The following is a 22,012-nucleotide window of genomic DNA, read 5'->3' on the forward strand; positions in this document are numbered from 1 at the left end:
GTATGCGAATGAGCTTTGAAGTCGATGAAGATATCTTACAAGACTTTCTTGTTGAAGCTGGGGAAATACTCGAACAGTTATCAGAGCAGCTTGTCGAACTAGAAAATAACCCGGAAGATAAAGAGCTGTTAAATGCCATTTTCCGAGGCTTCCATACCGTCAAAGGGGGGGCTGGCTTTTTAAGCATGACCGAACTGGTGGATGCTTGTCATGGTGCGGAAAACGTGTTTGATGTCCTGCGTCAAGGACAGCGTCATGTGACGCCTGAACTGATGGATGTGATTTTACAATCACTGGACACCATCAACGAAATGTTCTCGTGTATTCAAAACCGCGAACAACCCGAGCCAGCGGATCCCCATCTGTTGGAGGTTTTACACCAACTTAGTCAGCCGGAATCTGAAGATGAAGTGATTGCTGCTCCAGCCGCAGCTGAGCCTGAGCCAGTCGTCGCGACTCCCAGTGCAGACGATGTGCTTTTTGATGCGCCATCCGATCCTGTAAGCGAGCCTTCGGGTGAAAGCTCAGACAGCATTGATGAAATCTCCGAGGAAGAGTTTGAAAGTTTACTGGACGAACTACATGGTTCAGGAAATGGCCCTTCTGCGGCTTCACAAGAACCTGCTAAACCGAGCGCGGCACCGAGCTCGTCGAGCAGCGATGACGGTGACATTACTGACGACGAATTTGACAGCCTGTTAGATGAGTTACACGGCGTTGGTAAGTTTGGTGCAACGCCTGAGCAGTCTCCTGCAGAGCAACCAAAGGCTCCCGCACAACCTGCCGCGCCTGAGAAAGCACAAGCTTCAGGTAGTGATGACGATGAAATTAATGACGACGAATTTGAAGCCTTACTGGATGAGTTACATGGTAAGGGGCAAGCGCCAAAGTCGACAGAAGCAGACGTAGCAGCGCCTAAAGAAACCGCGAAGGCGCCGCCTAAGCCAGAACCTAAGCCGGCAGCACCTGTAGCTAAACCCGCACCAGCGCCAGTAGCCAAGGCTCCAGCTGCAAAACCCGCAACAGAGGCTAAACCTGCAGCAGATAACAAAGCAGCAGCGAAAAAACCTGCCGCGCAAGCTGAAACCACAGTTCGGGTTGATACCAAACGTCTTGATGAGATCATGAATATGGTCGGTGAGTTAGTGCTAGTGCGTAACCGCTTGGTTAGTTTGGCCAATAACTCCAACAGCGAAGCAATGGGCAAGGCCATTTCAAACCTAGATGTGGTTACAGCAGACCTTCAGGGGGCTGTCATGAAGACCCGGATGCAGCCAATTAAGAAAGTATTTGGTCGCTTCCCCAGGGTTGTTCGTGATTTGGCTCGTAGTCTTAAGAAAGACATTAGCCTGGTGTTGGAAGGGGAAGATACCGATCTGGATAAAAACCTGGTTGAGGCATTGGCCGATCCTTTGGTTCACTTGGTGCGTAACTCTGTGGATCATGGTATTGAAATGCCAGACGTGCGTGAAGCTGCTGGTAAATCCAGAACCGGTACAGTTACGCTATCTGCATCTCAGGAGGGCGACCACATTCTGTTGACCATCCGTGACGATGGTGCAGGTATGGACCCTGAGAAGCTGAAGAAGATTGCTATCAGCAAAGGTGTAATTGACTCTGACCAGGCAAGCCGCTTATCAGATAACGAGGCGTATAACCTCATTTTCGCACCGGGTTTCTCAACCAAAGAACAAATTTCTGACATCTCTGGCCGTGGTGTGGGTATGGATGTGGTCAAAACCAAGATCACTCAGCTCAATGGTTCTGTTAATATCCAGTCAGAGCTGGGCGTGGGCACTATCCTTGAAATCAAAGTGCCTCTGACATTGGCAATCTTGCCAACCTTAATGGTTATGATCGGTCAGCAAACATTTGCACTGCCACTTGCCGGCGTGAGTGAAATTTTCCACCTGGATTTGACTAAGACTAATGTCGTTGATGGGCAACTCACTATTATAGTACGTGAAAAAGCCATCCCATTGTTCTATCTGGAACACTGGCTTGTGAAAGGCGCTGACAGAGGCGCTCGCAAGGCTGAAGGGCATGTCGTCATCGTTCAGATGGGCACCAAACAGGTTGGGTTTGTTGTTGATTCTCTTATCGGCCAGGAAGAGGTGGTAATTAAACCGCTTGACGCCCTGTTGCAGGGTACACCAGGTATGGCAGGGGCAACAATCACCTCAGACGGTGGTATCGCACTTATCCTGGACGTCCCCAGCATGTTGAAATATTACGCCGGTAAGTAAAAACCAGGCGAATTTATACCGACAAAGTGGTGTCTTTGACACCACTTTTCGGATCTGTAACGAATAAAAGAGCAATGCCAATGGCAGTTAAAGTATTAGTTGTAGATGACTCGAGCTTCTTTCGTCGTCGAGTGAGTGAAATACTAGAAAAAGATCCAGAAATTCAAGTGATTGACTTTGCAGTAAATGGTCAGGAGGCAGTTGATAAGGCTGCTCGTCTCAGACCAGATGTGATCACTATGGATGTGGAAATGCCGGTGATGGATGGGATCAGCGCAGTGAAGCAGATCATGCAAAGCTCGCCCACCCCGATTCTGATGTTTTCGTCGTTAACCCGTGAAGGTGCCAGCGCGACGCTGGATGCATTGGACGCAGGTGCAGTCGACTTCTTGCCCAAAAAGTTCGAGGATATTGCACGTAATAGTGAAGACGCGATCCGTTCTTTGCAAAATAAAGTCAAAGAGATCGGCAGACGCCGGGTAAGCAGATTTACCCGCCCGATCAGTTCTTCGTCAACGCCTTCACCGACTAGGAGTACAACAACCGCTGCGTCCTCGGGTTTGCGTTCAGCGGCCAAACCGATAGCACAGCCAGACCGTTCTTTTTCAAGACCAGCGGCAGATACTCCAAGCACTGGCGCGTCGTTTAAGGCGTCAGGCAAAAAATATCAAATTGTTGCAATTGGCACCTCAACGGGTGGCCCGGTCGCGTTACAAACAATTTTGACTCAGCTGCCAGCGAACTTCCCGCATCCGATCTTGCTGATCCAGCATATGCCGGCGGCATTTACCCCTGCATTTGCACAGCGCCTAAACAGCTTGTGTAAAATCAAAGTGAAAGAAGCAGAACAGGGTGATAGATTGCAACCTGGTGTTGCCTATCTTGCGCCGGGCGGTCAACAAATGTTGGTTGAAGCCAGAGGCGGCAGCAAAACCCTGAAAGTGTTTGAAGATGATAGTCCACGTATCACCTATAAACCCAGTGTTGATGTCACGTTTGCCAGTACCGCCAAAGCATACGGAGGAGATGTGCTTGCTGTGATCCTGACTGGGATGGGAGCAGATGGGCGTGATGGTGCCAGGATGTTGAAGCAAAGTGGTGCGACTATCTGGGCACAGGACGAAAAAACTTGTGTGGTATATGGTATGCCACAAGCTGTTGCCAGCGCGGGTATTTCGTCAGAAGATATCGCTTTGCAGGATGTTGCACTCAGAATAAACAAAGAGATAGGCTGTGCATAGTTGATATATGCCCGGATACCTGTCTGTGTTTGGCCGAAGGAATAAAAGAAAAACGTGAAAATCTGGACGGTAGCAAACCAAAAAGGCGGGGTGGGTAAAACCACCACTACTGTGAGTCTCGGCGGGATCTTGGCGCTTCAGGGGAAGCGTGTATTGTTAATCGATACAGACCCTCATGCGTCATTGACTTACTACTTTGGCATTGACTCAGAAGAGTTAGAGGTCAGTGTATACGATATCTTTATTCGTGGCTCAAATATGGCCAGTGAGGAAATTCTGCAGGCACTGTGTCCTTCAACCATAGAGAACCTGGATATTCTGCCAGCGACTATGGCCATTGCTACGTTGGACCGCAGTATGGGTAACCGCTCCGGTATGGGACTTATCCTGAAAAAGGCGCTTGCTAAGATCAGCGAGCACTATGATTATGCTATCCTCGATTGTCCTCCTGTGCTTGGTGTGCTTATGGTCAATGCGTTGGCTGCGAGCGAACGTATCTTAATCCCGGTGCAAACAGAGTTTTTGGCATTAAAGGGACTTGATCGTATGATGCGAACAATGTCATTAATGCAAAGTTCGCATTCCAAGCAATATCAATATACTATAGTGCCAACTATGTATGATAAGCGCACAAAAGCATCTCTTGAAGCATATAAGTCTCTGGTGGAAACCTATCAGGATAAAGTGTGGCCCGGGGTTATCCCTGTCGACACCAAATTCAGAGATGCCAGTCTGGCGCAACAGGTGCCAGTTCAGTATTGTCCAAAATCACGCGGCGTTTATGCGTATCGCGCCTTATTGGAACATCTGGCAGAAGTTGATAGAGGTAGCGATGAGTAAGCATCTGTTTGCCAATGAACAGGTCATGAAACAATATTTGGGTGCTTTGTTACGCGAAGAAGAGGAAGATGAAGTCGCGCTTGCCCCTGTCGCCAAGCTTTTGGAATCAGTGCCTGAAGCGCAAGAGAGCCTTGCGACATCAGGCCCGGCTGAGCAAAGCGTTGCCGATGATATCGTTACTGATGCATTACCAGAACCGGTCGCTGCCGAGCCTACGGCAGAATTGGCTGTATCTCATGAGGTTGAGCCGCAAGAGCAGGTAATAACCCCGGCTGATGATCTTGAGATAACTGAAAATACTACTATTATCAAAGAAGAAGCTGAACAGGCTGTACCGGCTCGTGCGCGGGATGCCTATCTTGAAAATGAATTTCAGGCGTTATTCTTTGAAGTTGCCGGGCTGACTTTGGCAGTGCCGTTAAAGTCGCTTGGTGGTATACATCAGCTTACAGAAGTTAATCAATTGTTTGGTAAGCCAAAATGGTTTAAAGGCGTGATGCTCAATCGGGAAGAAAAACTCAATGTAGTGGATACTGCACGTTGGGTTATGCCGGAGAAGTTTACACCTGAGCTGGAAGAAAAGCTTAATTACCAGTACTTGATTATGCTGGGCGATAGCCAGTGGGGACTATTGGCAGAAAATCTGGTCAATAATATTACGTTGAAACCAGAAGACGTTAAATGGCGAACGGCTGATGGTAAAAGGCCATGGCTGGCGGGCGTCATTAAAGAAAAAATGTGCGCACTGATAGATGTTGAGAATTTAAATCGATTGCTAGAGCATGGCCTCGATAGCCGAGAGCAGTAACTAGCATCTAACTGGAGTAAAATCATGAGTCAAGAGAGAATACTTTCGGCTGATAAAAATGCAGATAGTAATGATGAAGTCCTTCAGTGGGTTACCTATAAGCTAGAGGATGAAACCTACGGCATTAATGTAATGCAGGTGCAAGAAGTATTACGCTATACCGAGATTGCCCCTGTGCCGGGTGCGCCAACTTATGTGCTTGGTATCATCAACCTACGTGGTAACGTGGTTACGGTTATCGACACGCGCTCTCGCTTTGGGCTGCCAAGTTCAGAGGTTACTGATAACTCTCGTATCGTGATTATCGAAGCTGAAAAACAAGTGGTCGGCATTTTGGTCGACAGCGTAGCCGAAGTGGTGTACTTGCGCAGCTCCGAGATTGATAGCGCGCCAAACATTGGTACTGAAGAGAGTGCTAAATTTATTCAGGGCGTGTCGAACCGTGAAGGTGAGCTACTGATCCTGGTTGATTTGAACAAACTACTCAGCGATGATGAGTGGGATGAGTTGAGCCATATATAACCCGTGCAAGCAGTAACCCAAAACGAGATTTTATTGCTCCTGGTCATTGCCTCAAGCCTGCTATCTTTAGTGTGCTTGGGGTTTATTTTTGCGCTGAGTAAAAAAGTACAACAACAAAATAATGAGCACGGCAAGTTGCTTCAACATATGAAGCGAGAGAATGAGCAAGTCGCTATCTTACGTAGTGAAATCGCAGAAGTTCGCGCCAGTGTGTTGAGTATTGGTAAACGTCTGGTTGCCTGTGAGAACTACGCAAAGGATCTGGCCCAGCAACAGGCTGCGCAAAAATATGACGATCCTGATGCTAAGATTTATTCACGCGCAGTCAAAATGGTTGAACTGGGCGCAGACATAGAAGAAATCATGCGCGAGTGTGAACTACCCCGCGCCGAAGCCGAACTATTAATGTCCCTGCACAACAAGCAATCATAGGGTTGCTCATCATCAGCCAACGACAAACGCCAGAACACATCTGCATTTTCGTTGGCTGTGTGCTTTCTTATACCTCGATTTGCGCTCTCGAGAACTCTCTTGAGAAAGGGATCAGGCCTTTATATTCAGCTTACCCTGGAAGTGTTTCCACCCAGGTGGAAATTTACCACGCAGGACGTAAGAGAACGCGATTAGCTCTGCAATCACATAATAGAGCTCTTTGGGGATTTCTTCGTGCAGGTCGAGCTGGCTGAGTGTCTGGACCAAAGTGGCATCTTCATGGATCATGATGTCTTTTTCTTTGGCAAGCGCAATGATCTCTTCGGCGAGTTCTCCAAAGCCCTTACAAACAACTTCAGGCGACTTACCCGCTTCATATAACAGGCCAATGGCGGTTTTTTGTTCCATAACATTTAACGACTATAGACATCTCAGTATCAAAGTAGCATGTAACACCGTCAGATAAAAAGCCCTTACCCGGATTTATATCCGGATAAGGGCTGCCAGTTTAGCTATTATACCAATTTGCTTAATTAAGTGTTCTATTTTGAGGCAAGAAAATATGCTCGATAACAAGGCAAAAATTTCGCTATTTAGTTATTCTAAATGAGAAATTTTTAACACAGTTAGCGTCATATTTGCTCCGTCAAATTGAACAGGTATTAAGTTAAATTGGTTTATAACACAATCTGCCATTTACCCATGTCTGGCGAACAGGCACATCTCTTAACCCGACTGCAGGACGTGTTAAGGGATCTTCATCCAGAATAACCAGATCGGCCTGTTTACCAACCACCAGTTCACCGATGAGGTGATCCATATGACATTGCCAGGCGGCATCATAGGTTGCAGCGCGCAGGGCCTGAGCCATGGTGGCACACTCTTGTTCATTGAGAATTGGCGGGTGGCCATTTTGATAGGCTTCCTCAGGGGCATCTTCCATCAGGCGAGTAACAGCCTGCTCCATCATACGCAGTGGCCCAATGGGTGAAACAAAATGGTCACTGTGGAGGGTATAGCGCAGCGCATGTTGAGTCGCAGAGGCGGTGCGATCCAGGTGTTCAACAACCGATTGCTGAGGAAACACCTTATGCTTGAAGGTATAGCCCCAGTAGCCCACATGTCCTATCAAAAAGCTTGGCGACAGGCCAAGGTAGTCCATATCAGCCAGGTTCTCATCGCTCAGTAAAGAAGCGTGCTCTATGCGATGGCGCTTTTCCAGCCCCGCTTTTTCCTGGTTATGGAGTGCATCACGATACGCCATGATGGTATTGTTTATGGCATGTGTGCCGTTAGCGTGGATCATCAAAGACCAGCCGCGCGTGTCTAACTCACTCACCAGCGCCAGAAACGGAGATTCGACTTGATGATCCTCTCCACCATCCGGCGGATTGAAATTCCAAACCCCATAGGGGAATTCATCGTTAATGTTGCTGTCCGGGAATTGATATTTGGTGAGCTGATATCCGGTCAGACCCTGGTTAGAGCCATCGCTGACGATTTTGGCATGGGCAATATTGAACCAGTCCGTATGATAATGGCTGGGTTCGGTTGGCGTGATTTTGCTCCACTGATCAGCCGTGATATAGAATAATGCGCCGCCAAGGCGCAACCCGGCAAGACCGCTGCTGGCCATCTTACTCAATATCTCCAGCTCAGCGTTTTTCAAAGACGCGCCGAGCGCCGCGTCCCACATCAGGGTGACACCTCGTGATAGCGCGAGCTTAAAGATCTTTTGTAAATTGCCAAATAGCTCTGTGATGCCCTGAGGGTGCTCCACAAAGTACTGCTCCAGCGCAACTTTGATCACCGGACCAATCTGGTCCGATTCAAGTAAAATACCATTTTCGTTGACGGGCGGTTTGCTTGCATGCTGCGCGCGTTGCACTGCTTCAAGCGCATTGGTGTTGACGTAAGCGACATGGCCAGATGCATTCATAATAAAAATACAAATATCATCGTTCTTGCCCGAGCGTGCCTGCTTGCTGATGTCGTCCAGCTCAGCACAGTTGAAGTCCTCCCAGGGCGTTGGACTGACAGAGCCGTCCGCAGACGTCGTGGTGATAGGGTTAAACTGGCTGGGGTCGACTCCAAAGGCCAGCAGCCATTTGCGGTGAGAGGGAAGTGCTTTTGCCGCTTTGAGCAACAGCGCTGACACTGACTTCTTGTTGTAGTCTTTGCCAATTAAATACTGATCATTGTTATCACCGCCACTTTCTACTCCTTCTCTGAACGGTGCGAGCTGCAGCCAGGCGTTAAAAGATGCTGTGGGAGTCAAATGAACATGGGGTTCAATCAGCCCGGGTAACATGCAGGCCCCTTGTAAATCTTCTGAGTCGGCGTGTGGATACTGGTTTTGACAGTCAGTCAGGCTACCCGTATGGACTATCTGCCCATGCTCGATGACAACGGCTTCAACGGTTTTGTTTACATCACCGTTCTCGAGCGTACGAATAGTGCCGCCGTAAAAAATCTTGTGCTGCTGAGGGGGCCTGACAAACTGATTGGCAATGTAATCATCTATGTAATGCTCTGCGGCAATCAGGAGTTTATCGAGATTGAAAATCCCCTTATCTGATTGGTTATTATCGCCTTGTACGGCATGGCCAAACAATTGGTAGTTACAGCAGGCACAGCCAAGGTGCGGATGGTGCGAAGACATAGCGTTCTCCTTTGCATATGTAATGTAGTGTTAGGCAAGTCAGACTTGTGCTACAACTGTAGAACATATGGTCAAAAGCGAAAGCAGCCCGGACATGCTGTGATCCTGACGAGTAAAATTTGGGTTACACCTGAATACTCACGATGGCGTGGCTGTCGTAAAAACGCTTCACCTGGGAGGCATCTTCGCGCAGCGCTATCTCTCCAACTTGAAGACCATGCGCGGCCAGCTTGCTGCGCAGTGCATCCAGGTGAGGCTGGGCCAGTTGGCAAACCGACGCGCTGTCGCCAACAATCTCGCAGTCGACGGCTTTGTCCATCAGCTCAGCTTGCACACTTAACTGGCCAAGTTTTGCATAGTCGAAGTTAAGCCGCACAAACCACACTTGTTTTTCCGGCATATTGGCTTTGGCGGATTTCTTATACTTGCCTATCTGTAGTTCACTCTGGCGACATTCCTGCGGCAATTTGAGAGGCATAAATAAATTGATCAGCAACTGGCTTTCGCTATCGAATTTTTGCGCCAGCGGCGCTGGACTGGCATTGTTAGCCAGATTGTTTTGCAACAGTGCCAGGTCGTCCATCAGGCGAGACTGAGCTTGCTGAGTCACCGCCTGAATAAACTGACCGGGAGACGAGAGTTTAGTGCCGGGTTGCAGGGTTTCGACCAGAGCCGCAACACGCTGCTCCGGACTGGTTTGCGGCGGTAGGTTCTGGGTTTTGGCTGTAAGCTGAGTGCCCAGTAAAGTCACTATGAGCTTGTCCAGTGCTTGCGCAAAGCTACTGTTGGGCAAAGCGGGTTGGATCTGGCTGGCAAGCGCCGGCAATCGCGCAAACAGTTCATGACTGACCTGCTCAGGGGAGTGGCGCGTTTCGTCCATCATTTTACTAAAGGCCTGATGCACAAGGCGCATCAGGTCGGCCGATTGCGGGCTGCGAAATTGCTGTGTCGCAGAGAGAGTTTCACTGAGCTGTTGTTGCAGTGGTGGTCCTGATTGTGTCGGTGTTGCCTCTATCTGGCGCAGTGTTTTACTCAAAATCTGGGCGATTGGTAAAGATAAACTGGGTTTGGCCGATGCCGCCTGCTCAGCTTTTGCTGAGCTCGTTTGGTTTGACTGGTTGTCAGCGGGTTTAGCTGCCGACTCGTCACTCAGTGCCTGTGCCTGTTGCAACTGAGGGTTGATAAGCTGTGCGCTGTAAGGTTTTTGTTGAGGAACCACAGCAGCAAAAACCTGTTGAAGTATCGCCAGGCGTTGAGTAAACGCACTGGAGGGCAGCGAGGCAACAGCCGGTTTGTCTGTTGTCGCAGGCGCGAGCGCCTGTGCATCTTTGGTTGTGGCAGCAGGGCCGGAGGGCGGTATTGGCGCAGGTGCGTGTGACAAAGCCTTACTGATTTTACCTGGCTCCTGTGGTGTCGCCCCGGCTGGTGCCGAGCTGGTATTGCGTTCAGCGACTGGGCTACTTGGAGTTGATAAAGGGACCTGCACGTTACCTTTAGGTGTAGCCTGCTTAGCGATGTTGGTAAATACTTGCTCTACGTTATCCAGTAGCTGTAAAAGAGGTTGGCTGTGTACAGGTGTCCTGCTTTTCAGTACCAGCGCGGCATTGTTGGCAGCAATCTGAGGTAGAGTCGCATTCGGTGATTTTGCAGCCGTGGTAGGGGGCTGAGTGACAGTCGGTGCTTGAGAGCCCTGGGTTTGTTTGGTGTTGAAAAAGGGCCTGGACAGTAGCTGACCCAGAGCTTGTTTAACCGTCTGTTTAATGTCTGCCATTGATACGTTGAGCAAAGGTTTGTCGTAGCTGAGTGTCGATTTACTGTCAGGTGCAGGGCTAATGGCTTTTTCCAGCTCGGCGGCGAAGCGGTGTGTGGCCAGCTTGGGCAGTGCCTGCTGTAAAGGCGTGGCCAGTTTTACCTCAGTTGATTGCCTGGCTACGCCGATTTGCAGTCCGTCTGGCTGGGCTTTTAGCTGAGCATTGAACCAGCTGTTGAGCTTCAGCGCACTCTGGGCTTCAGGGGTCTTCACTTCAACCTGCTGGTTAGCAAGCTGCAATGTGGCACTGCTGCGGCCAAGCTTAATTTTGGGTTGCTCTTGATTGCCAAGTTGCGCCAATAAAGAAGTTAGTTTGTGTTTACTAATTGGTGCTTTCATCAGCTCATCGCCAAAGGCATTGAAAATCTGTAGCAGCAAGTTATTCTGCCGTGCACTGAGATTGGCGACGAGTTTATTCTCTTGTTTGAGCAAGTCTGCCAGGGCAGGGGGAACTGGCAGTGCCAGGCCGATTTTTTCCAGCATTAAGGTGGATTGATTGCTGCCTTTAAGCTGCGCATCCAGCTGCAATGCACTTTGTCCGCCAAGCCCTTTGAGCAGGCTCAGCAGGCTCAGCAAAGTTTGCGCGGGTTTGATCTGTAATTTCAGTTCCGGGGTGCTGACCGTCAGCAATGTGCCGTCGGCACTGAGCTTAACCTCGGCTTCGGGTAATTTAAGCGGCTGCTGCAACTGGCTCTGACTGGCCAGTCGCACGCCTTGCCAGCGGCCATCTATCGTCACCTCCATTTGAATGCTGTCGGGTTTGATCACCAAATTGCGGGCATTGAAGGTCTGTTCAGTCGCCGCGGTCGTGTTTGCTGATGGCCCGCGTTCATTCAGCTGTGATGTGGCCAAATGTGCATTGTTTTGAATAGAAATCGTCGGCTTATTCATTATTTTAAATCAAATTTTCGTTGATCGGTCGCATCCAATTATTCGTATTACCCTACCATTATGATAGACTAACGCCCAATTTTTTAGCGTCAGAGAGTCGCGCCTTGCTAGAGATTAAGTCCGTCACGTGTGTAAAACAGGACCGCTGTTTATTTGAGTCATTGAGTTTTTCGCTTCAGGCGGGTCAGATCATGCAAGTTGAAGGCCCAAATGGTGCAGGTAAAACATCTTTATTGCGTATAATCGCGGGTTTTGCCCGTGCAGACGAAGGCCAGATCTGTTTTGAAGGCCAGGACATTAGTCGGGATTACGACACTTTCGCTGAGTCATTGCTGTTTATCGGACACAAAACCGGTGTAAACCAGCAACTGACCGCCTATGAAAACGTCCAGTACTGGTTACAGGTGCACGGTTACGGGGCAGACGAAGACGAGATCTATACCCTGTTAGGTCAGCTTGGCCTGGTTGGGCTGGAAGATGTCCCCGTGCGAACCCTCTCCGCAGGTCAGCAACGTCGGGTTGCGCTGGTGCGACTTTGGTTAAATAAAGCCCGCCTGTGGATCCTCGATGAGCCCTTTACCGCACTCGATAAAAAAGGTGTCGCGCTGCTGCAACAGCAGTTTGAATCGCACCTGGCAAATGGCGGCGCTATTTTACTGACTACCCACCAGGATCTGACGACTCAGTTCAGCTCCCTGCAAACCCTGGTTCTGGAGTACCGCCATTAATGAAGGTTGAGCATTCTTACTGGCATTTATTTGTCGCTGTTTATCGTAAAGATGTGACTTTGGCTTTTCGCCAACGCGCCGAAATCGTAAACCCTCTTCTGTTTTTTCTGATAGTCATTTCGTTATTTCCGTTGGCAATTGGACCCGAACCGGCCTTGCTGGGGCGCATGGCTGCAGGTATCATTTGGGTAGCCGCGTTGCTGTCGACCATGCTGGGTCTGGACAAGCTATTTCGCGATGATTATGCCGACGGATCGTTGGAGCAAATGATAGCTTCACCCTATCCTATGTCTTTGTCTGTGCTGGCCAAAGTAGCCGCACACTGGACCATCACCGGATTGCCTATGGTGCTGATGGCACCGTTATTTGCGCTGTTGATGAACCTCGACAGCCAGGCACTGGGCGCAACCATTCTGACATTGTTGATTGGAACGCCGTTATTAAGTTTTATTGGCGCCATAGGCGCCGCATTAACCGTGGGTCTGCAAAAGGGCGGTATTTTGATGAGTCTGCTTGTTTTGCCTTTGTATATCCCGGTTCTGATTTTCGCAACCTCTGCCATTGATACCGCCAGTATGTCGGTCGCTTATGGCGGACAACTTGCGATCCTTGGTGCCATGCTGGCCGTTGCCATTGTCACGGCGCCAATTGCCATATCGTCAGCTTTAAGAGTGAGTGTAAGTTAAAATGTGGAAGTGGTTACATCCCTATGCCAAAGCGGAGCGTGCTTACCAATTGTGTAACACCTTGCTTCCGTACTTTGTTACCGTAACGGCGGTCTGTATCGCCGTAGGATGGATCTGGGGCCTGGCATTTGCCCCAGCGGATTATCAGCAAAAGGACAGCTATCGCATTATCTTTATTCACGTGCCGTCGGCTATTTTGTCGATGGGGGCGTATTCTTCTATGGCCATTGCCGCAATCGTCGCGCTGGTGTGGCAAATTCGTAATGCGGAACTGGCCGTAATTGCCATTGCGCCGGTTGGCGCGGCGATGACTGCCATTGCCCTTATCACGGGCGCTGCCTGGGGTAAACCTATGTGGGGTGCCTGGTGGGTATGGGATGCGCGTCTGACCTCAGAACTGATCCTATTGTTTTTGTACTTTGGTGTATTGTCTTTGTATCACGCCTTTGAGGACAAAAAATCCGGTGGCAGAGCGGCCTGTATTCTGGCCATTGTCGGGGTGATCAACCTGCCGATTATTCATTTCTCTGTTGAGTGGTGGAACACGCTGCACCAGGGCTCAACCATCACCAAGTTTGATACCTCAGCTATCGATCCGTCTATGTTATGGCCGTTGCTTATCAATATTTTAGGGTTTGCCGCCTTTGTTGGCGCGCTGTCACTGGTCCGTCTTAAAAACGAGATCCTTCAGGTCGAGAAGCACCGCCCCTGGGTGCGCCAGCTGGTTAGTCGAGGTTAAGTATGCAGTTTGAATCTTTGAGTGACTTTTTTCACATGGGCGGTTACGCCTTTTATGTCTGGCTATCCTTTGGTAGCTGTGCCTTTATCCTGCTGGGCTTGGTATGGGCGTCGTTAAACGATGCCAAGCGTATTAAGCGTGAAGTCGATGCACAAATGAAGCGTGAAGCACGTATCAAGCAGGCTCAAGAGGAGGCTAAAGCATGAACCCAAGACGTAAAAAACGCTTATTTGCCGTGTTGGCCGTGATATTCGGGATCGGCTCAGCGGTCGGTCTGACCCTGTATGCGTTACAAGAAAATATCAACCTCTTTTATACGCCCAGCGAGCTGATTGAGGGTAAAGGCCCTGACAAAGAGCTGCCTTATATCGGGCAAAAACTGCGCATTGGCGGCATGGTTGTACCTGGCAGTGTGGACCGGGAAGAAACCTCTCTGGATGTCACCTTTAAGCTCATTGACACCGGCCCTATGGTCACCATCAAGTACCACGGTATTTTGCCTGATTTGTTCCGTGAAGGTCAGGGTATTGTTGCCCAGGGTACACTGGTTGAACCTAATGTCATTGAAGCATTTGAAGTGCTGGCAAAACACGACGAAGAGTATATGCCAGCCGAGATAGCTGAGGCCGTGAAAGGGATCAAGCACGAAAAACCCAAATATAATTTAAACAGCGAGAACTAGTATGATCCCTGAGATAGGTTATTTTTCATTGGTTCTGGCCATGGGCCTGAGCCTGCTGTTGTGTATTTTTCCTCTCTGGGGCGCTTATACCGGCAACTTACGCCTGATGCGTACAGCGCCTTCACTGGCCGTGGGCCAGTGTCTGCTGGTTTTGTTTTCTTTTGGTGTACTGATTTATATCACACTCACCGATGACTTTACGGTGGCTTACGTAGCGCATCATTCTTCCAGTACCTTGCCCTGGTATTACAAGGTTACGTCGACCTGGGGTGGCCATGAAGGCGCAATCCTGTTGTGGCTGGTGATGCAGGCAAGCTGGACGGCTTTGGTCGCCATGATGTCTAAATCTCTGCCCTGGGTACTGCGCGCGCGCGTACTCGGCGTGCTGGGCTTCCTGGGCGTAGGCTTTATGCTTTACACCCTGTGGATGTCGAGCCCGTTTGAGCGTTTGCTGCCTTACTACCCGGTAGAAGGTCGCGATTTGAACCCATTACTGCAAGACCCTGGCATGATCATTCACCCCCCTTTGCTCTATATGGGCTATGTGGGACTATCTGTGTCTTTCTCTTTTGCAATTGCCGCACTGTTAACCGGCAAGCTGGATAACACCTGGGCTAAATGGTCGCGTCCCTGGACTATGGCCGCATGGGGCTTTTTGACCTTAGGTATTACCATTGGTAGCTGGTGGGCTTATGCAGAACTAGGCTGGGGTGGCTGGTGGTTCTGGGATCCGGTTGAAAATGCCTCTTTAATGCCCTGGCTGGTGGCAACTGCACTCCTGCACTCGCTGGCTATTACAGAGAAACGCGGCGTGTTCAAATCCTGGACTGTTTTATTGGCTATCGCCGCATTTAGTTTGTGTCTGTTAGGTACGTTTATTGTTCGTTCCGGCATCATCGTATCGGTACACGCGTTTGCCACCGACCCCGATCGTGGTTTGTTTATTCTGTCTTTCCTGGCCTTAGTGGTGGGCGGTAGTCTGGCACTTTATGGGCTACGTGTGAGCCAGGTGTACAGCGAAGGCCGCTACAAGCTTGTGTCACGCGAAGTCGGTTTGTGGGTGAATAACATCTTCCTGGTTGTGGCAACCCTGATTGTATTGCTGGGCACGCTCTTGCCAATGATCCACAAAGAGCTCGGGCTGGGTTCCATCTCCATTGGTGTACCTTTCTTTAACCAAATGTTTGCCATCCTGATTGTGCCCTTTGCCATCTTGATGGGTATTGCGCCTATGTTGCGCTGGAAGCAAAACAAGTTGCCACCACTGGCCAAAAAGTGGGCCGCTATTTTGGTTGCCACTATCGTGATCACCAGCACCTGGCTGTTCTCCAGCTTTGATGACATCAGCACGCTGACTTATCTGGCGACTGCACTGGCAGTGTGGATCTGTATCGCCACAGTGGTCGACCTGGTTGAAAAAGTCAGTGTGCACCCAAGCACGGCTCAGGGTCTGAAACGTCTGGGCATGAGCTATTGGGCGATGGTGCTGGGCCATGTGGGTATTGCCTTTGTGATTGCCAGTGTGACCCTGACGTCAGCGTATTCAGTTGAACGCTCAGTGGTGATGACAAAAGGTGAAACCGCAACGTTGAATGAATACGAGTATCGTTTTGAAGGCGTGAACGAGATCCGTGGCCCTAACTATGGCGGCCATGCCGGTGAAGTCACCGTGTTTAAGGACGGCGAGTATGTCACCTTGTTGCATGCAGAAAAACGTTTGTACGATGTGGGCATGCAGTTTATGACCGAAGCGGCAATTGATGACGGTTTCTACCGTGACCTGTATCTGGCGTTGGGCGAGTCCATGGGCAATGGTGCCTGGTCACTGCGTATCTACCATAAACCTTACGTTCGCTGGATGTGGCTGGGCGGTATTCTGATCTCTCTGGCGGGCTTTATTGTCCTGGCCGATAAGCGTTATCGTCGCCGTAAGCAAAACTCTGTGGAGCAGGCATAATGAACAAGAAGTTTTTAGGCCTGGTGCCGTTGCTGATCTTTGTATTGTTATGTGTGTTCTTGTATCAGGGCTTATTCGGTAATCCCAGAGAACTGCAAACCGGCCGTCTGGGTCATACTATGCCGGCGTTTGAGTTGCCCGACCTGATGGATGAACAAAAGCGTTGGACCGATCAGGACCTGCTGGGTGAGGTATACCTGTTGAACGTGTGGGGCACCTGGTGCCCGACCTGTATTGCGGAGCTGGGTTATCTGACCGAGCTGCGCGAGCAGGGCGTGCGGATCATCGGTTTGTACTATGAGCAAGCCTATGATCCCGACTTTGGCGATCAATTCGACATCGACTACCTGCGCGCCGACGTACAGCAAATGCTGTCGCGCGCAGGTGACCCTTACCAGTTTAATATCCTTGATCTGGAGCGTACATTGGCGCTGGATTTAGGGGTTTCCGGCGCGCCGGAAACCTTCCTGGTAGATAAAAACGGTAAGATCATTTTACACCACACCGGCGACATTAATCCGCGCGTGTGGCGCAGCAAATTTGCTCCGGCAATTCAGGAGTTGCAACCATGAAAAAACTAATGCTGGCATTGGCATTACTGGCAGGCCTGTGGTCGCTCAGTGCCCATGCTGTTGAAGACAAATACCAGTTTAAAAATGCCGAACGAGAGCAGACTTTTAAAGAGTTGGTACAGGAACTGAGATGTCCTAAGTGTCAGAATCAAAACATTGCGGATTCTGACGCGGTAGTCGCCAAAGACCTGCGCGACCGCGTGCTGGACATGGTTCAGGAAGGTAAATCTAAACAAGAAGTCATCGACTTTATGATTGACCGCTACGGTTACTTTGTTCATTACCAGCCACCCGTTACCCCGGCCACCATTGTATTATGGGTGATGCCTGTGCTGATCCTGGTGCTGGGTTTTGGCTTTATTGTATTCAGACAGAAAAAAGCCGCCCGCAAGCAAAGCTGGAGCCCGGAAGATGAACAAAAACTGGCAGAGCTCATTAAACAAAGCCAGCGTAAGGAGCGTACTTCATGAATGACATGATGCAAATGTGGGGCATGTTTGCGCTTCTGACTGTGTTGGCAGCCTTATTCGTAGTTATGCCGTTTTTCCGTCGTGACAAACTGGTCGCTGTGGACCACGATGCCAATGCCGAGCGCATAGACATATATCAGCAGCGTTTACAGGAGCTGGCAGAAGAGCTGGGTAATCAACGTATCGATCAGAGCAGTCATGATGAATCTGTGCAGGAGCTCAAGCGCCGGTTGCTGAACGAGTTGTCACCGGAGCGCACGCTGGATACACGTGGTAACAATCTGGTGCTTGCCGCGACAGGTGTGGCATTCCTGCTGGTTGTCAGTGCGGTATTTTACTCCTTTACGGGCAGTCAAAAACAAATCGCTGACTGGTACAAAGCGGTTGATATGTTGCCCGAGTATGGTCAGCGCGCTGTGATGCAAACGGGTGAGCCACTCAGTCCAAATGAGCTTCAGGCATTCGCGCTGGGACTGCGCACTAAACTGGCAAACAGTGGTGACGACGCAGTGGCCTGGATGTTGCTGGGTCGTGTTGCGATGTCGCTAAACGATTTTGAAATGGCCATGCAGGCATTTGATAAAGCGCTGGCAATGCAACCTGATAACAGTAATGTGAAGGTCAGCTATGCTCAGGCGCTGCTGGTTGAAGGCTCTGAAAATGCGATGAACCGTGCCGCACGTATGCTGTCTCAGGTACTGAAACGTGAGCCACGTAATATTGATGCGATTTCTTTATTGGCCCTGATAGCCTATGAGCGGCAGGACTGGAAAGAGTCCAAAGCGGCATTTGAAGTTTTACTGGCGAGCATGACTCAGGACGACCCGCGTTATGCGATGATCCGTCAACGCATTACAGAGCTGAACGAGAAGTTGAACTCAGCACAAGCCTCACAGCTAGCAATGCCGGCTGATGGGCTGCAAGTAACGGTGACACTGGCAGACGGGTTAGCTGATAAAATACCTGCAAACGCGACTTTGTTTGTCTTTGCTAAGGCGGCAGAAGGCCCGCCCATGCCATTGGCGGTTGCTAAACTTACAGATTTTAACTTGCCATTAAGTGTCAATTTGGACGATAGTATGGCGATGATGCCTAACCTGAAACTGTCAGGGTTCAAAGAAGTGGTTGTAACAGCACGTATTTCCGTGGATGGTAACGTGGCGTTGCAACCTGGTGAGTTAGAAGGCGTGACTCAGACCATTACTTTAACCGAAGAAGTGCAGCAGGTCGCGGTTACTATCAGTCGTGTTATAACCAGCACAGGAAGCTAAATGTATAAGAAACTCGTTGGCGCCGCTTTGGCGCTAATTTTATCAGGGTGTGCGCAAGTCCCCGAAGAAAAACAAGACCCCCGAGATCCACTGCAGTCGCTCAACCGTCCGTTGTATGACTTTAATATGGATGTTTTGGACGCCTATATCTTGCGCCCGGCGGCGAAAGGGTATATTGCCATTACACCAGCACCGGTGCGCAGCAGTCTTGTAAACTTCACAACTAACCTGGCTGCACCGACAGATGCTGTGAACGCCGCCTTACAAGCTAAACCAGGTGACGCAGGTGTCAATGTTGCACGCTTTTTGGTGAACACAACTGTGGGGATTTTTGGCCTGTTTGATGTCGCCAAGACGCTAGGTCTGGAACACAAAGATGAAGACTTCGGTCAGACACTGGGTGTCTGGGGGGTTGGTGACGGCGCTTATTTGATGATACCGGGTTATGGTCCGTCAACGGCTCGTAACCTCACGGGTGATATCGTCGATAATGTTGTGTTGCCAGAAATTGCCTTGTCTACACCGCAAACTATTCTGGTATTTGCGCTGCGTGCCGTTGAGGCAAGAGCCAGCCTGATGTCACAGGAAAAACTCCTTAACGAGTCGCTTGACCCGTATATCTTCCTTAAGGATGTCTATTTCCAGCGTCAGCTGTATGAACTCCACGATGGCAATCCACCCGTTGAGGAGGAGCCGGAGGAGTTCGATGAGGATTTCCTCGAGAATCTGTAGCCTTTTATCAAGCCGGTCAGCATTCGCTGACCGGTTTTTTATTATGATTTGCAAATAGATTTTTCCTTTCTGAACGGCCTTTGTACCAGGCATTTGCCTAGTTGACCCTAAAAGGGTAACCTCATTGGGTGACCAAAAAGTAGACAGTATGCGTTTATCATATCCGGGTAATGAGTGCGCAACGGTCTTGATCGTGTTTCAGGTCGGCTGTGTGCTCGGATTATCCGCCCTAAAAGGAGCTTAATGATGGAAAATTCAAATGCAGGTGCCATTGTCGTGTTTATTGTGGCGGCGTTCCCCTGTCTGGTCGGGGCATATCTGATTGGGGTAAAACACTGTATGTTTTTAATCGCAGGGTGGGATCCCGAAAAATATCATAGTCATAACGCCATTGCGCAGATCTTTGGCTGGGGGTTATTTGTTGGCGGCCTGATGATGAGTGCCGCAGCCTTGCTCGATTATCTTGGCCTGTTCGGTGAAGAGCAGTCCGCTATCCTGATTTTGGCAGGCGCAGTAGCGGTGATAGCAACGGGGTTTTACTGTAACGTTAAATTTCGTATCAAACCGGAGTAATGCCAGGCCGATGTGGCAGGAGAGCCTGGCTTAGTCAGGCTCCCATGACGCTGTGAGATTAAAAACGCCAATTCACATTGGCCCATAGCGTGCGGCCAGCTTCATTGACTTTATCAATTTGCGCATAGCCACTGACCATAGCGCCGGCGCGGCTTAAGTGTTCAGCATAGGCTTTATCCAGCACATTATCGACCCCAAGGCTAAATAGCAGTTCATCTGAATGGCTATAGGACACGTTCAATGCCAGTGTACCAAAGCCGTGGCTGGGTCCAACGTCCTGACCGGCAATGTTACCCTGGCCAATGGCAACACGGTTCTGGCTTTTTACGAGACGCCATAAACCGCCAATCTGCCATTTATCCAGCGTGTAATCCATCGCCAAACGCGCCTGCAGCGGTGGTTGTTGAGCGAGCGCAGTATGATCCGTTTTATTAGTGCCGCGCACATAGTTGATACTGGTCGTGAAATTCAGCCGCTTGCTGAGTGCCATTCGGGTTTCCATTTCTAGACCCATCGTCTGAGCATCTATGTTGCGGGTAACCGCGAGTGTTTTGTCCATCACCTCATAGCGATTGTCGGTCAGCAGATAGTCGTCAATGCGGTTGTAAAACAAAGAGACGGACGTTGTCATGCCGGATTTTTGCAACATCCAGCCGATATCCAACTGGTCAGTCTTTTCCGTCTCTAGTAAGAAAGCGCTCATGCTATCCACGCTACGGCGTCCGCCACCCATCAACTCCCAGTAATCCGGAAAGCGTTCGCTATGGCCTGCGCCAATGTAATAGCTCATATCCTGGTGCTGAACCTGATAGCGTGTAAAACCGCTCCATAAGGTGTCATCCCGTGTGTGGTCTGCCGTCGGGTTGGGCATTGGCATCATCATTGAGCCAAGTTGCTGGCGTTTATCGGTGGCAGACCAGTCATCGATGCGCAGTCCGCTGACCCACTGGCTGCGCATCGGGCCTTGCTTACTGAGGGCATATTCCAATTCGCCGAATAACCCGGTTTGTTTAAATTCAGCGTTGTTACGCCGTGGCAAAGTTTCGACGGGCATCACTGGCTGGTTCATGCTGACGCGGATACGATGACGGTTTTGTTGATGATCAACACCATAGTTCAATGTATGCTGTCTGTTGATGGCTGAAGTGAGCATGATCTTGCCTCCCCAGGTACGGCGGTCCGGGTTAGATGAGGTCGGGGTTTTCATCATCATATTGGGGGTAAATGGTCGCAGGCTGTGGTTGTCCATGATGTGATCTATGTTGTTGTAATACACATTGGCTTCCAACGCAGTAACAAACCCTGTTAGTTCGCTCAATTCAACGTTCAGCGCAACATGATTTCTATCGAACTTGCTGCCATCCATCATGCGATCAGCGTAGGCGACCTCGCCATCACTGCGGCCAAGGCTCAGGCTATACAGGCTGTCGTCGTCCGGAGTGTAGGCAAACTCGGAGTCGAGGTTCCATTTGTCGTAGGCAGAGTGGATTGACTTACCTTCACCGTCTTCATAATCATCGGCATCGCTTTTACTCGCGGCCATTCGGGCATAGTAGTCTTGTGTGCCGCCTTTGATATCGGCATTCACCATACGCTTACCAAAACTGCCTAAGGTTGCGTTGGCAAAGCCTTGCCAGCCTGTCTCGCTCAGGCGCTCCGATTCACGCTCAAAAATCACTGTGGCAGCACTGTTTCCAGGCCCATAAAGCACCGTCTGTGGTCCTTTGATCACCGTCAGAGTATCGTAAGTTTGTGGCGTGATATAGGCCGTAGGTGGGTCCATGCGCCCGCCACAGCCGCCAAGTGTCAGGCCTCCATCGGTAATAATATTGAGGCGCGACCCGGCCATTCCGCGAAACACCGGGTCGCTGCTGGCGCCCCCTTTTTTAACCAAAGAGAACCCGGCGATGCTGGACAGCAGATCGGCACCGTCCTGTGCGGGTAAAGGTTGTCTGGGCGCCTTAGGGTCGGTTTTGATATCCAGCGGGCTGTGCATGGGGGCGATAACCACGATGCGTTCAAGGCGGTCAGTGTGTATGTCGTGTTGCGTATCCTGGCTGTGTGCAGAAAAAGCGGCGGTTACTGCAAGCCAAATTAGATTTCTGGTCATGATCCATCCCAAAGTGTTTTCACGTTTTTATTGAGAGGAA

Annotated in this window: 21 protein-coding genes; 17 read left to right on the forward strand and 4 right to left on the reverse strand. The window is 50.0% G+C overall.

Annotated elements, in window-relative coordinates:
• Window positions 1-8 precede the first annotated feature (8 nt).
• The 6 genes from CWB98_RS18910 (at window position 9) to CWB98_RS18935 (ending at window position 6,089) form a co-directional block, all read left to right on the forward strand.
• Window positions 9-2,246 (forward strand): chemotaxis protein CheA, encoded by a 2,238-nt coding sequence (locus CWB98_RS18910; RefSeq protein ID WP_138546257.1) that lies wholly within the window; start codon window positions 9-11, stop codon window positions 2,244-2,246.
• Between the two features lie 80 nt (window positions 2,247-2,326).
• A complete protein-coding gene (locus CWB98_RS18915) occupies window positions 2,327-3,487 on the forward strand; it encodes a protein-glutamate methylesterase/protein-glutamine glutaminase (RefSeq protein WP_138546258.1) in 1,161 nt (386 codons plus the stop codon).
• A 54-nt stretch (window positions 3,488-3,541) separates the two neighbouring features.
• Entirely contained in the window at window positions 3,542-4,327 is a 786-nt protein-coding gene (locus CWB98_RS18920; protein WP_138546259.1) for a ParA family protein, read from the forward strand.
• Window positions 4,320-5,135 (forward strand): chemotaxis protein CheW, encoded by an 816-nt coding sequence (locus tag CWB98_RS18925; protein WP_138546260.1) that lies wholly within the window; start codon window positions 4,320-4,322, stop codon window positions 5,133-5,135. The genes CWB98_RS18920 and CWB98_RS18925 overlap by 8 nt, the downstream gene beginning before the upstream one ends.
• Window positions 5,136-5,159: 24 nt before the next feature.
• Complete coding sequence (locus CWB98_RS18930) at window positions 5,160-5,657, forward strand: chemotaxis protein CheW (RefSeq protein ID WP_010385708.1); 498 nt, start codon at window positions 5,160-5,162, stop codon at window positions 5,655-5,657.
• Window positions 5,658-5,684: 27 nt separating this feature from the next.
• Window positions 5,685-6,089 (forward strand): DUF2802 domain-containing protein, encoded by a 405-nt coding sequence (locus CWB98_RS18935; protein WP_432765895.1) that lies wholly within the window; start codon window positions 5,685-5,687, stop codon window positions 6,087-6,089.
• Window positions 6,090-6,200: 111 nt separating this feature from the next.
• Here the strand turns inward: CWB98_RS18935 and CWB98_RS18940 are convergent, their stop codons facing one another.
• From CWB98_RS18940 to CWB98_RS18950, 3 genes are all read right to left on the reverse strand, one after another.
• Window positions 6,201-6,497 carry an EscU/YscU/HrcU family type III secretion system export apparatus switch protein gene (locus CWB98_RS18940; RefSeq protein ID WP_010385716.1) on the reverse strand — a complete coding sequence of 99 codons (297 nt, stop codon included), beginning with the start codon at window positions 6,495-6,497 and terminating at the stop codon, window positions 6,201-6,203.
• A 259-nt stretch (window positions 6,498-6,756) separates the two neighbouring features.
• Window positions 6,757-8,751 (reverse strand): amidohydrolase, encoded by a 1,995-nt coding sequence (locus tag CWB98_RS18945; protein ID WP_138546262.1) that lies wholly within the window; start codon window positions 8,749-8,751, stop codon window positions 6,757-6,759.
• Window positions 8,752-8,875: 124 nt separating this feature from the next.
• Complete coding sequence (locus CWB98_RS18950) at window positions 8,876-11,452, reverse strand: flagellar hook-length control protein FliK (protein ID WP_138546263.1); 2,577 nt, start codon at window positions 11,450-11,452, stop codon at window positions 8,876-8,878.
• Between the two features lie 104 nt (window positions 11,453-11,556).
• Here CWB98_RS18950 and ccmA point away from each other — a divergent pair, with 104 nt between their 5' ends.
• The 11 genes from ccmA (at window position 11,557) to CWB98_RS19005 (ending at window position 19,862) form a co-directional block, all read left to right on the forward strand.
• A complete protein-coding gene (ccmA, locus tag CWB98_RS18955) occupies window positions 11,557-12,180 on the forward strand; it encodes a cytochrome c biogenesis heme-transporting ATPase CcmA (protein WP_138546264.1) in 624 nt (207 codons plus the stop codon).
• Complete coding sequence (gene ccmB, locus CWB98_RS18960; protein WP_046003892.1) at window positions 12,180-12,866, forward strand: heme exporter protein CcmB; 687 nt, start codon at window positions 12,180-12,182, stop codon at window positions 12,864-12,866. Before ccmA ends, ccmB begins: the two co-directional genes overlap by 1 nt.
• A 1-nt stretch (window position 12,867) precedes the next feature.
• Window positions 12,868-13,605, forward strand: a complete 738-nt coding sequence (locus CWB98_RS18965) for a heme ABC transporter permease (RefSeq protein ID WP_125720824.1) — start codon at window positions 12,868-12,870, stop codon at window positions 13,603-13,605.
• Window positions 13,606-13,607: 2 nt separating this feature from the next.
• Complete coding sequence (gene ccmD / locus CWB98_RS18970) at window positions 13,608-13,811, forward strand: heme exporter protein CcmD (RefSeq protein WP_054015643.1); 204 nt, start codon at window positions 13,608-13,610, stop codon at window positions 13,809-13,811.
• Window positions 13,808-14,287 carry a cytochrome c maturation protein CcmE gene (gene ccmE / locus CWB98_RS18975; RefSeq protein WP_125720826.1) on the forward strand — a complete coding sequence of 160 codons (480 nt, stop codon included), beginning with the start codon at window positions 13,808-13,810 and terminating at the stop codon, window positions 14,285-14,287. The genes ccmD and ccmE overlap by 4 nt, the downstream gene beginning before the upstream one ends.
• A gap of 1 nt (window position 14,288) precedes the next feature.
• Window positions 14,289-16,244 carry a heme lyase CcmF/NrfE family subunit gene (locus CWB98_RS18980; protein ID WP_138546265.1) on the forward strand — a complete coding sequence of 652 codons (1,956 nt, stop codon included), beginning with the start codon at window positions 14,289-14,291 and terminating at the stop codon, window positions 16,242-16,244.
• On the forward strand, window positions 16,244-16,816 hold the full coding sequence (locus CWB98_RS18985) for a redoxin family protein (protein WP_130245198.1): 573 nt from the start codon (window positions 16,244-16,246) through the stop codon (window positions 16,814-16,816). The genes CWB98_RS18980 and CWB98_RS18985 overlap by 1 nt, the downstream gene beginning before the upstream one ends.
• Complete coding sequence (locus CWB98_RS18990) at window positions 16,813-17,286, forward strand: cytochrome c-type biogenesis protein (RefSeq protein ID WP_138546266.1); 474 nt, start codon at window positions 16,813-16,815, stop codon at window positions 17,284-17,286. Before CWB98_RS18985 ends, CWB98_RS18990 begins: the two co-directional genes overlap by 4 nt.
• Complete coding sequence (ccmI, locus tag CWB98_RS18995) at window positions 17,283-18,557, forward strand: c-type cytochrome biogenesis protein CcmI (protein WP_432765894.1); 1,275 nt, start codon at window positions 17,283-17,285, stop codon at window positions 18,555-18,557. Before CWB98_RS18990 ends, ccmI begins: the two co-directional genes overlap by 4 nt.
• The gene (locus tag CWB98_RS19000; protein ID WP_138546267.1) at window positions 18,558-19,289 is read left to right on the forward strand and encodes an MlaA family lipoprotein; all 732 of its coding nucleotides are present in this window, start codon (window positions 18,558-18,560) and stop codon (window positions 19,287-19,289) included.
• Between the two features lie 243 nt (window positions 19,290-19,532).
• Entirely contained in the window at window positions 19,533-19,862 is a 330-nt protein-coding gene (locus CWB98_RS19005; protein WP_138546268.1) for a hypothetical protein, read from the forward strand.
• A gap of 58 nt (window positions 19,863-19,920) precedes the next feature.
• Here CWB98_RS19005 and CWB98_RS19010 read toward each other — a convergent pair whose 3' ends face one another.
• Window positions 19,921-21,972: a TonB-dependent copper receptor gene (locus CWB98_RS19010; RefSeq protein WP_138546269.1), complete on the reverse strand. Its 2,052-nt coding sequence runs from the start codon at window positions 21,970-21,972 to the stop codon at window positions 19,921-19,923.
• Window positions 21,973-22,012: the final 40 nt, after the last annotated feature.

Source organism: Pseudoalteromonas rubra (assembly GCF_005887115.1).
Classification (GTDB): Bacteria; Pseudomonadota; Gammaproteobacteria; order Enterobacterales; family Alteromonadaceae; genus Pseudoalteromonas; species Pseudoalteromonas rubra_F.

Coding starts and splice junctions, on each gene's coding strand:
- CWB98_RS18965 (WP_125720824.1), top strand. CDS start 12,868: ATGTGGAAGTGGTTACATCCCTATGCCAAAGCGGAGCGTGCTTACCAA.
- CWB98_RS18945 (WP_138546262.1), bottom strand. CDS start 8,751: ATGTCTTCGCACCATCCGCACCTTGGCTGTGCCTGCTGTAACTACCAA.
- ccmD (WP_054015643.1), top strand. CDS start 13,608: ATGCAGTTTGAATCTTTGAGTGACTTTTTTCACATGGGCGGTTACGCC.
- CWB98_RS18910 (WP_138546257.1), top strand. CDS start 9: ATGAGCTTTGAAGTCGATGAAGATATCTTACAAGACTTTCTTGTTGAA.
- CWB98_RS19000 (WP_138546267.1), top strand. CDS start 18,558: ATGTATAAGAAACTCGTTGGCGCCGCTTTGGCGCTAATTTTATCAGGG.
- CWB98_RS19010 (WP_138546269.1), bottom strand. CDS start 21,972: ATGACCAGAAATCTAATTTGGCTTGCAGTAACCGCCGCTTTTTCTGCA.
- CWB98_RS18915 (WP_138546258.1), top strand. CDS start 2,327: ATGGCAGTTAAAGTATTAGTTGTAGATGACTCGAGCTTCTTTCGTCGT.
- CWB98_RS18980 (WP_138546265.1), top strand. CDS start 14,289: ATGATCCCTGAGATAGGTTATTTTTCATTGGTTCTGGCCATGGGCCTG.
- CWB98_RS19005 (WP_138546268.1), top strand. CDS start 19,533: ATGATGGAAAATTCAAATGCAGGTGCCATTGTCGTGTTTATTGTGGCG.
- ccmE (WP_125720826.1), top strand. CDS start 13,808: ATGAACCCAAGACGTAAAAAACGCTTATTTGCCGTGTTGGCCGTGATA.
- CWB98_RS18985 (WP_130245198.1), top strand. CDS start 16,244: ATGAACAAGAAGTTTTTAGGCCTGGTGCCGTTGCTGATCTTTGTATTG.
- CWB98_RS18950 (WP_138546263.1), bottom strand. CDS start 11,452: ATGAATAAGCCGACGATTTCTATTCAAAACAATGCACATTTGGCCACA.
- CWB98_RS18925 (WP_138546260.1), top strand. CDS start 4,320: ATGAGTAAGCATCTGTTTGCCAATGAACAGGTCATGAAACAATATTTG.
- CWB98_RS18930 (WP_010385708.1), top strand. CDS start 5,160: ATGAGTCAAGAGAGAATACTTTCGGCTGATAAAAATGCAGATAGTAAT.
- CWB98_RS18990 (WP_138546266.1), top strand. CDS start 16,813: ATGAAAAAACTAATGCTGGCATTGGCATTACTGGCAGGCCTGTGGTCG.
- ccmB (WP_046003892.1), top strand. CDS start 12,180: ATGAAGGTTGAGCATTCTTACTGGCATTTATTTGTCGCTGTTTATCGT.
- CWB98_RS18940 (WP_010385716.1), bottom strand. CDS start 6,497: ATGGAACAAAAAACCGCCATTGGCCTGTTATATGAAGCGGGTAAGTCG.
- ccmI (WP_432765894.1), top strand. CDS start 17,283: ATGAATGACATGATGCAAATGTGGGGCATGTTTGCGCTTCTGACTGTG.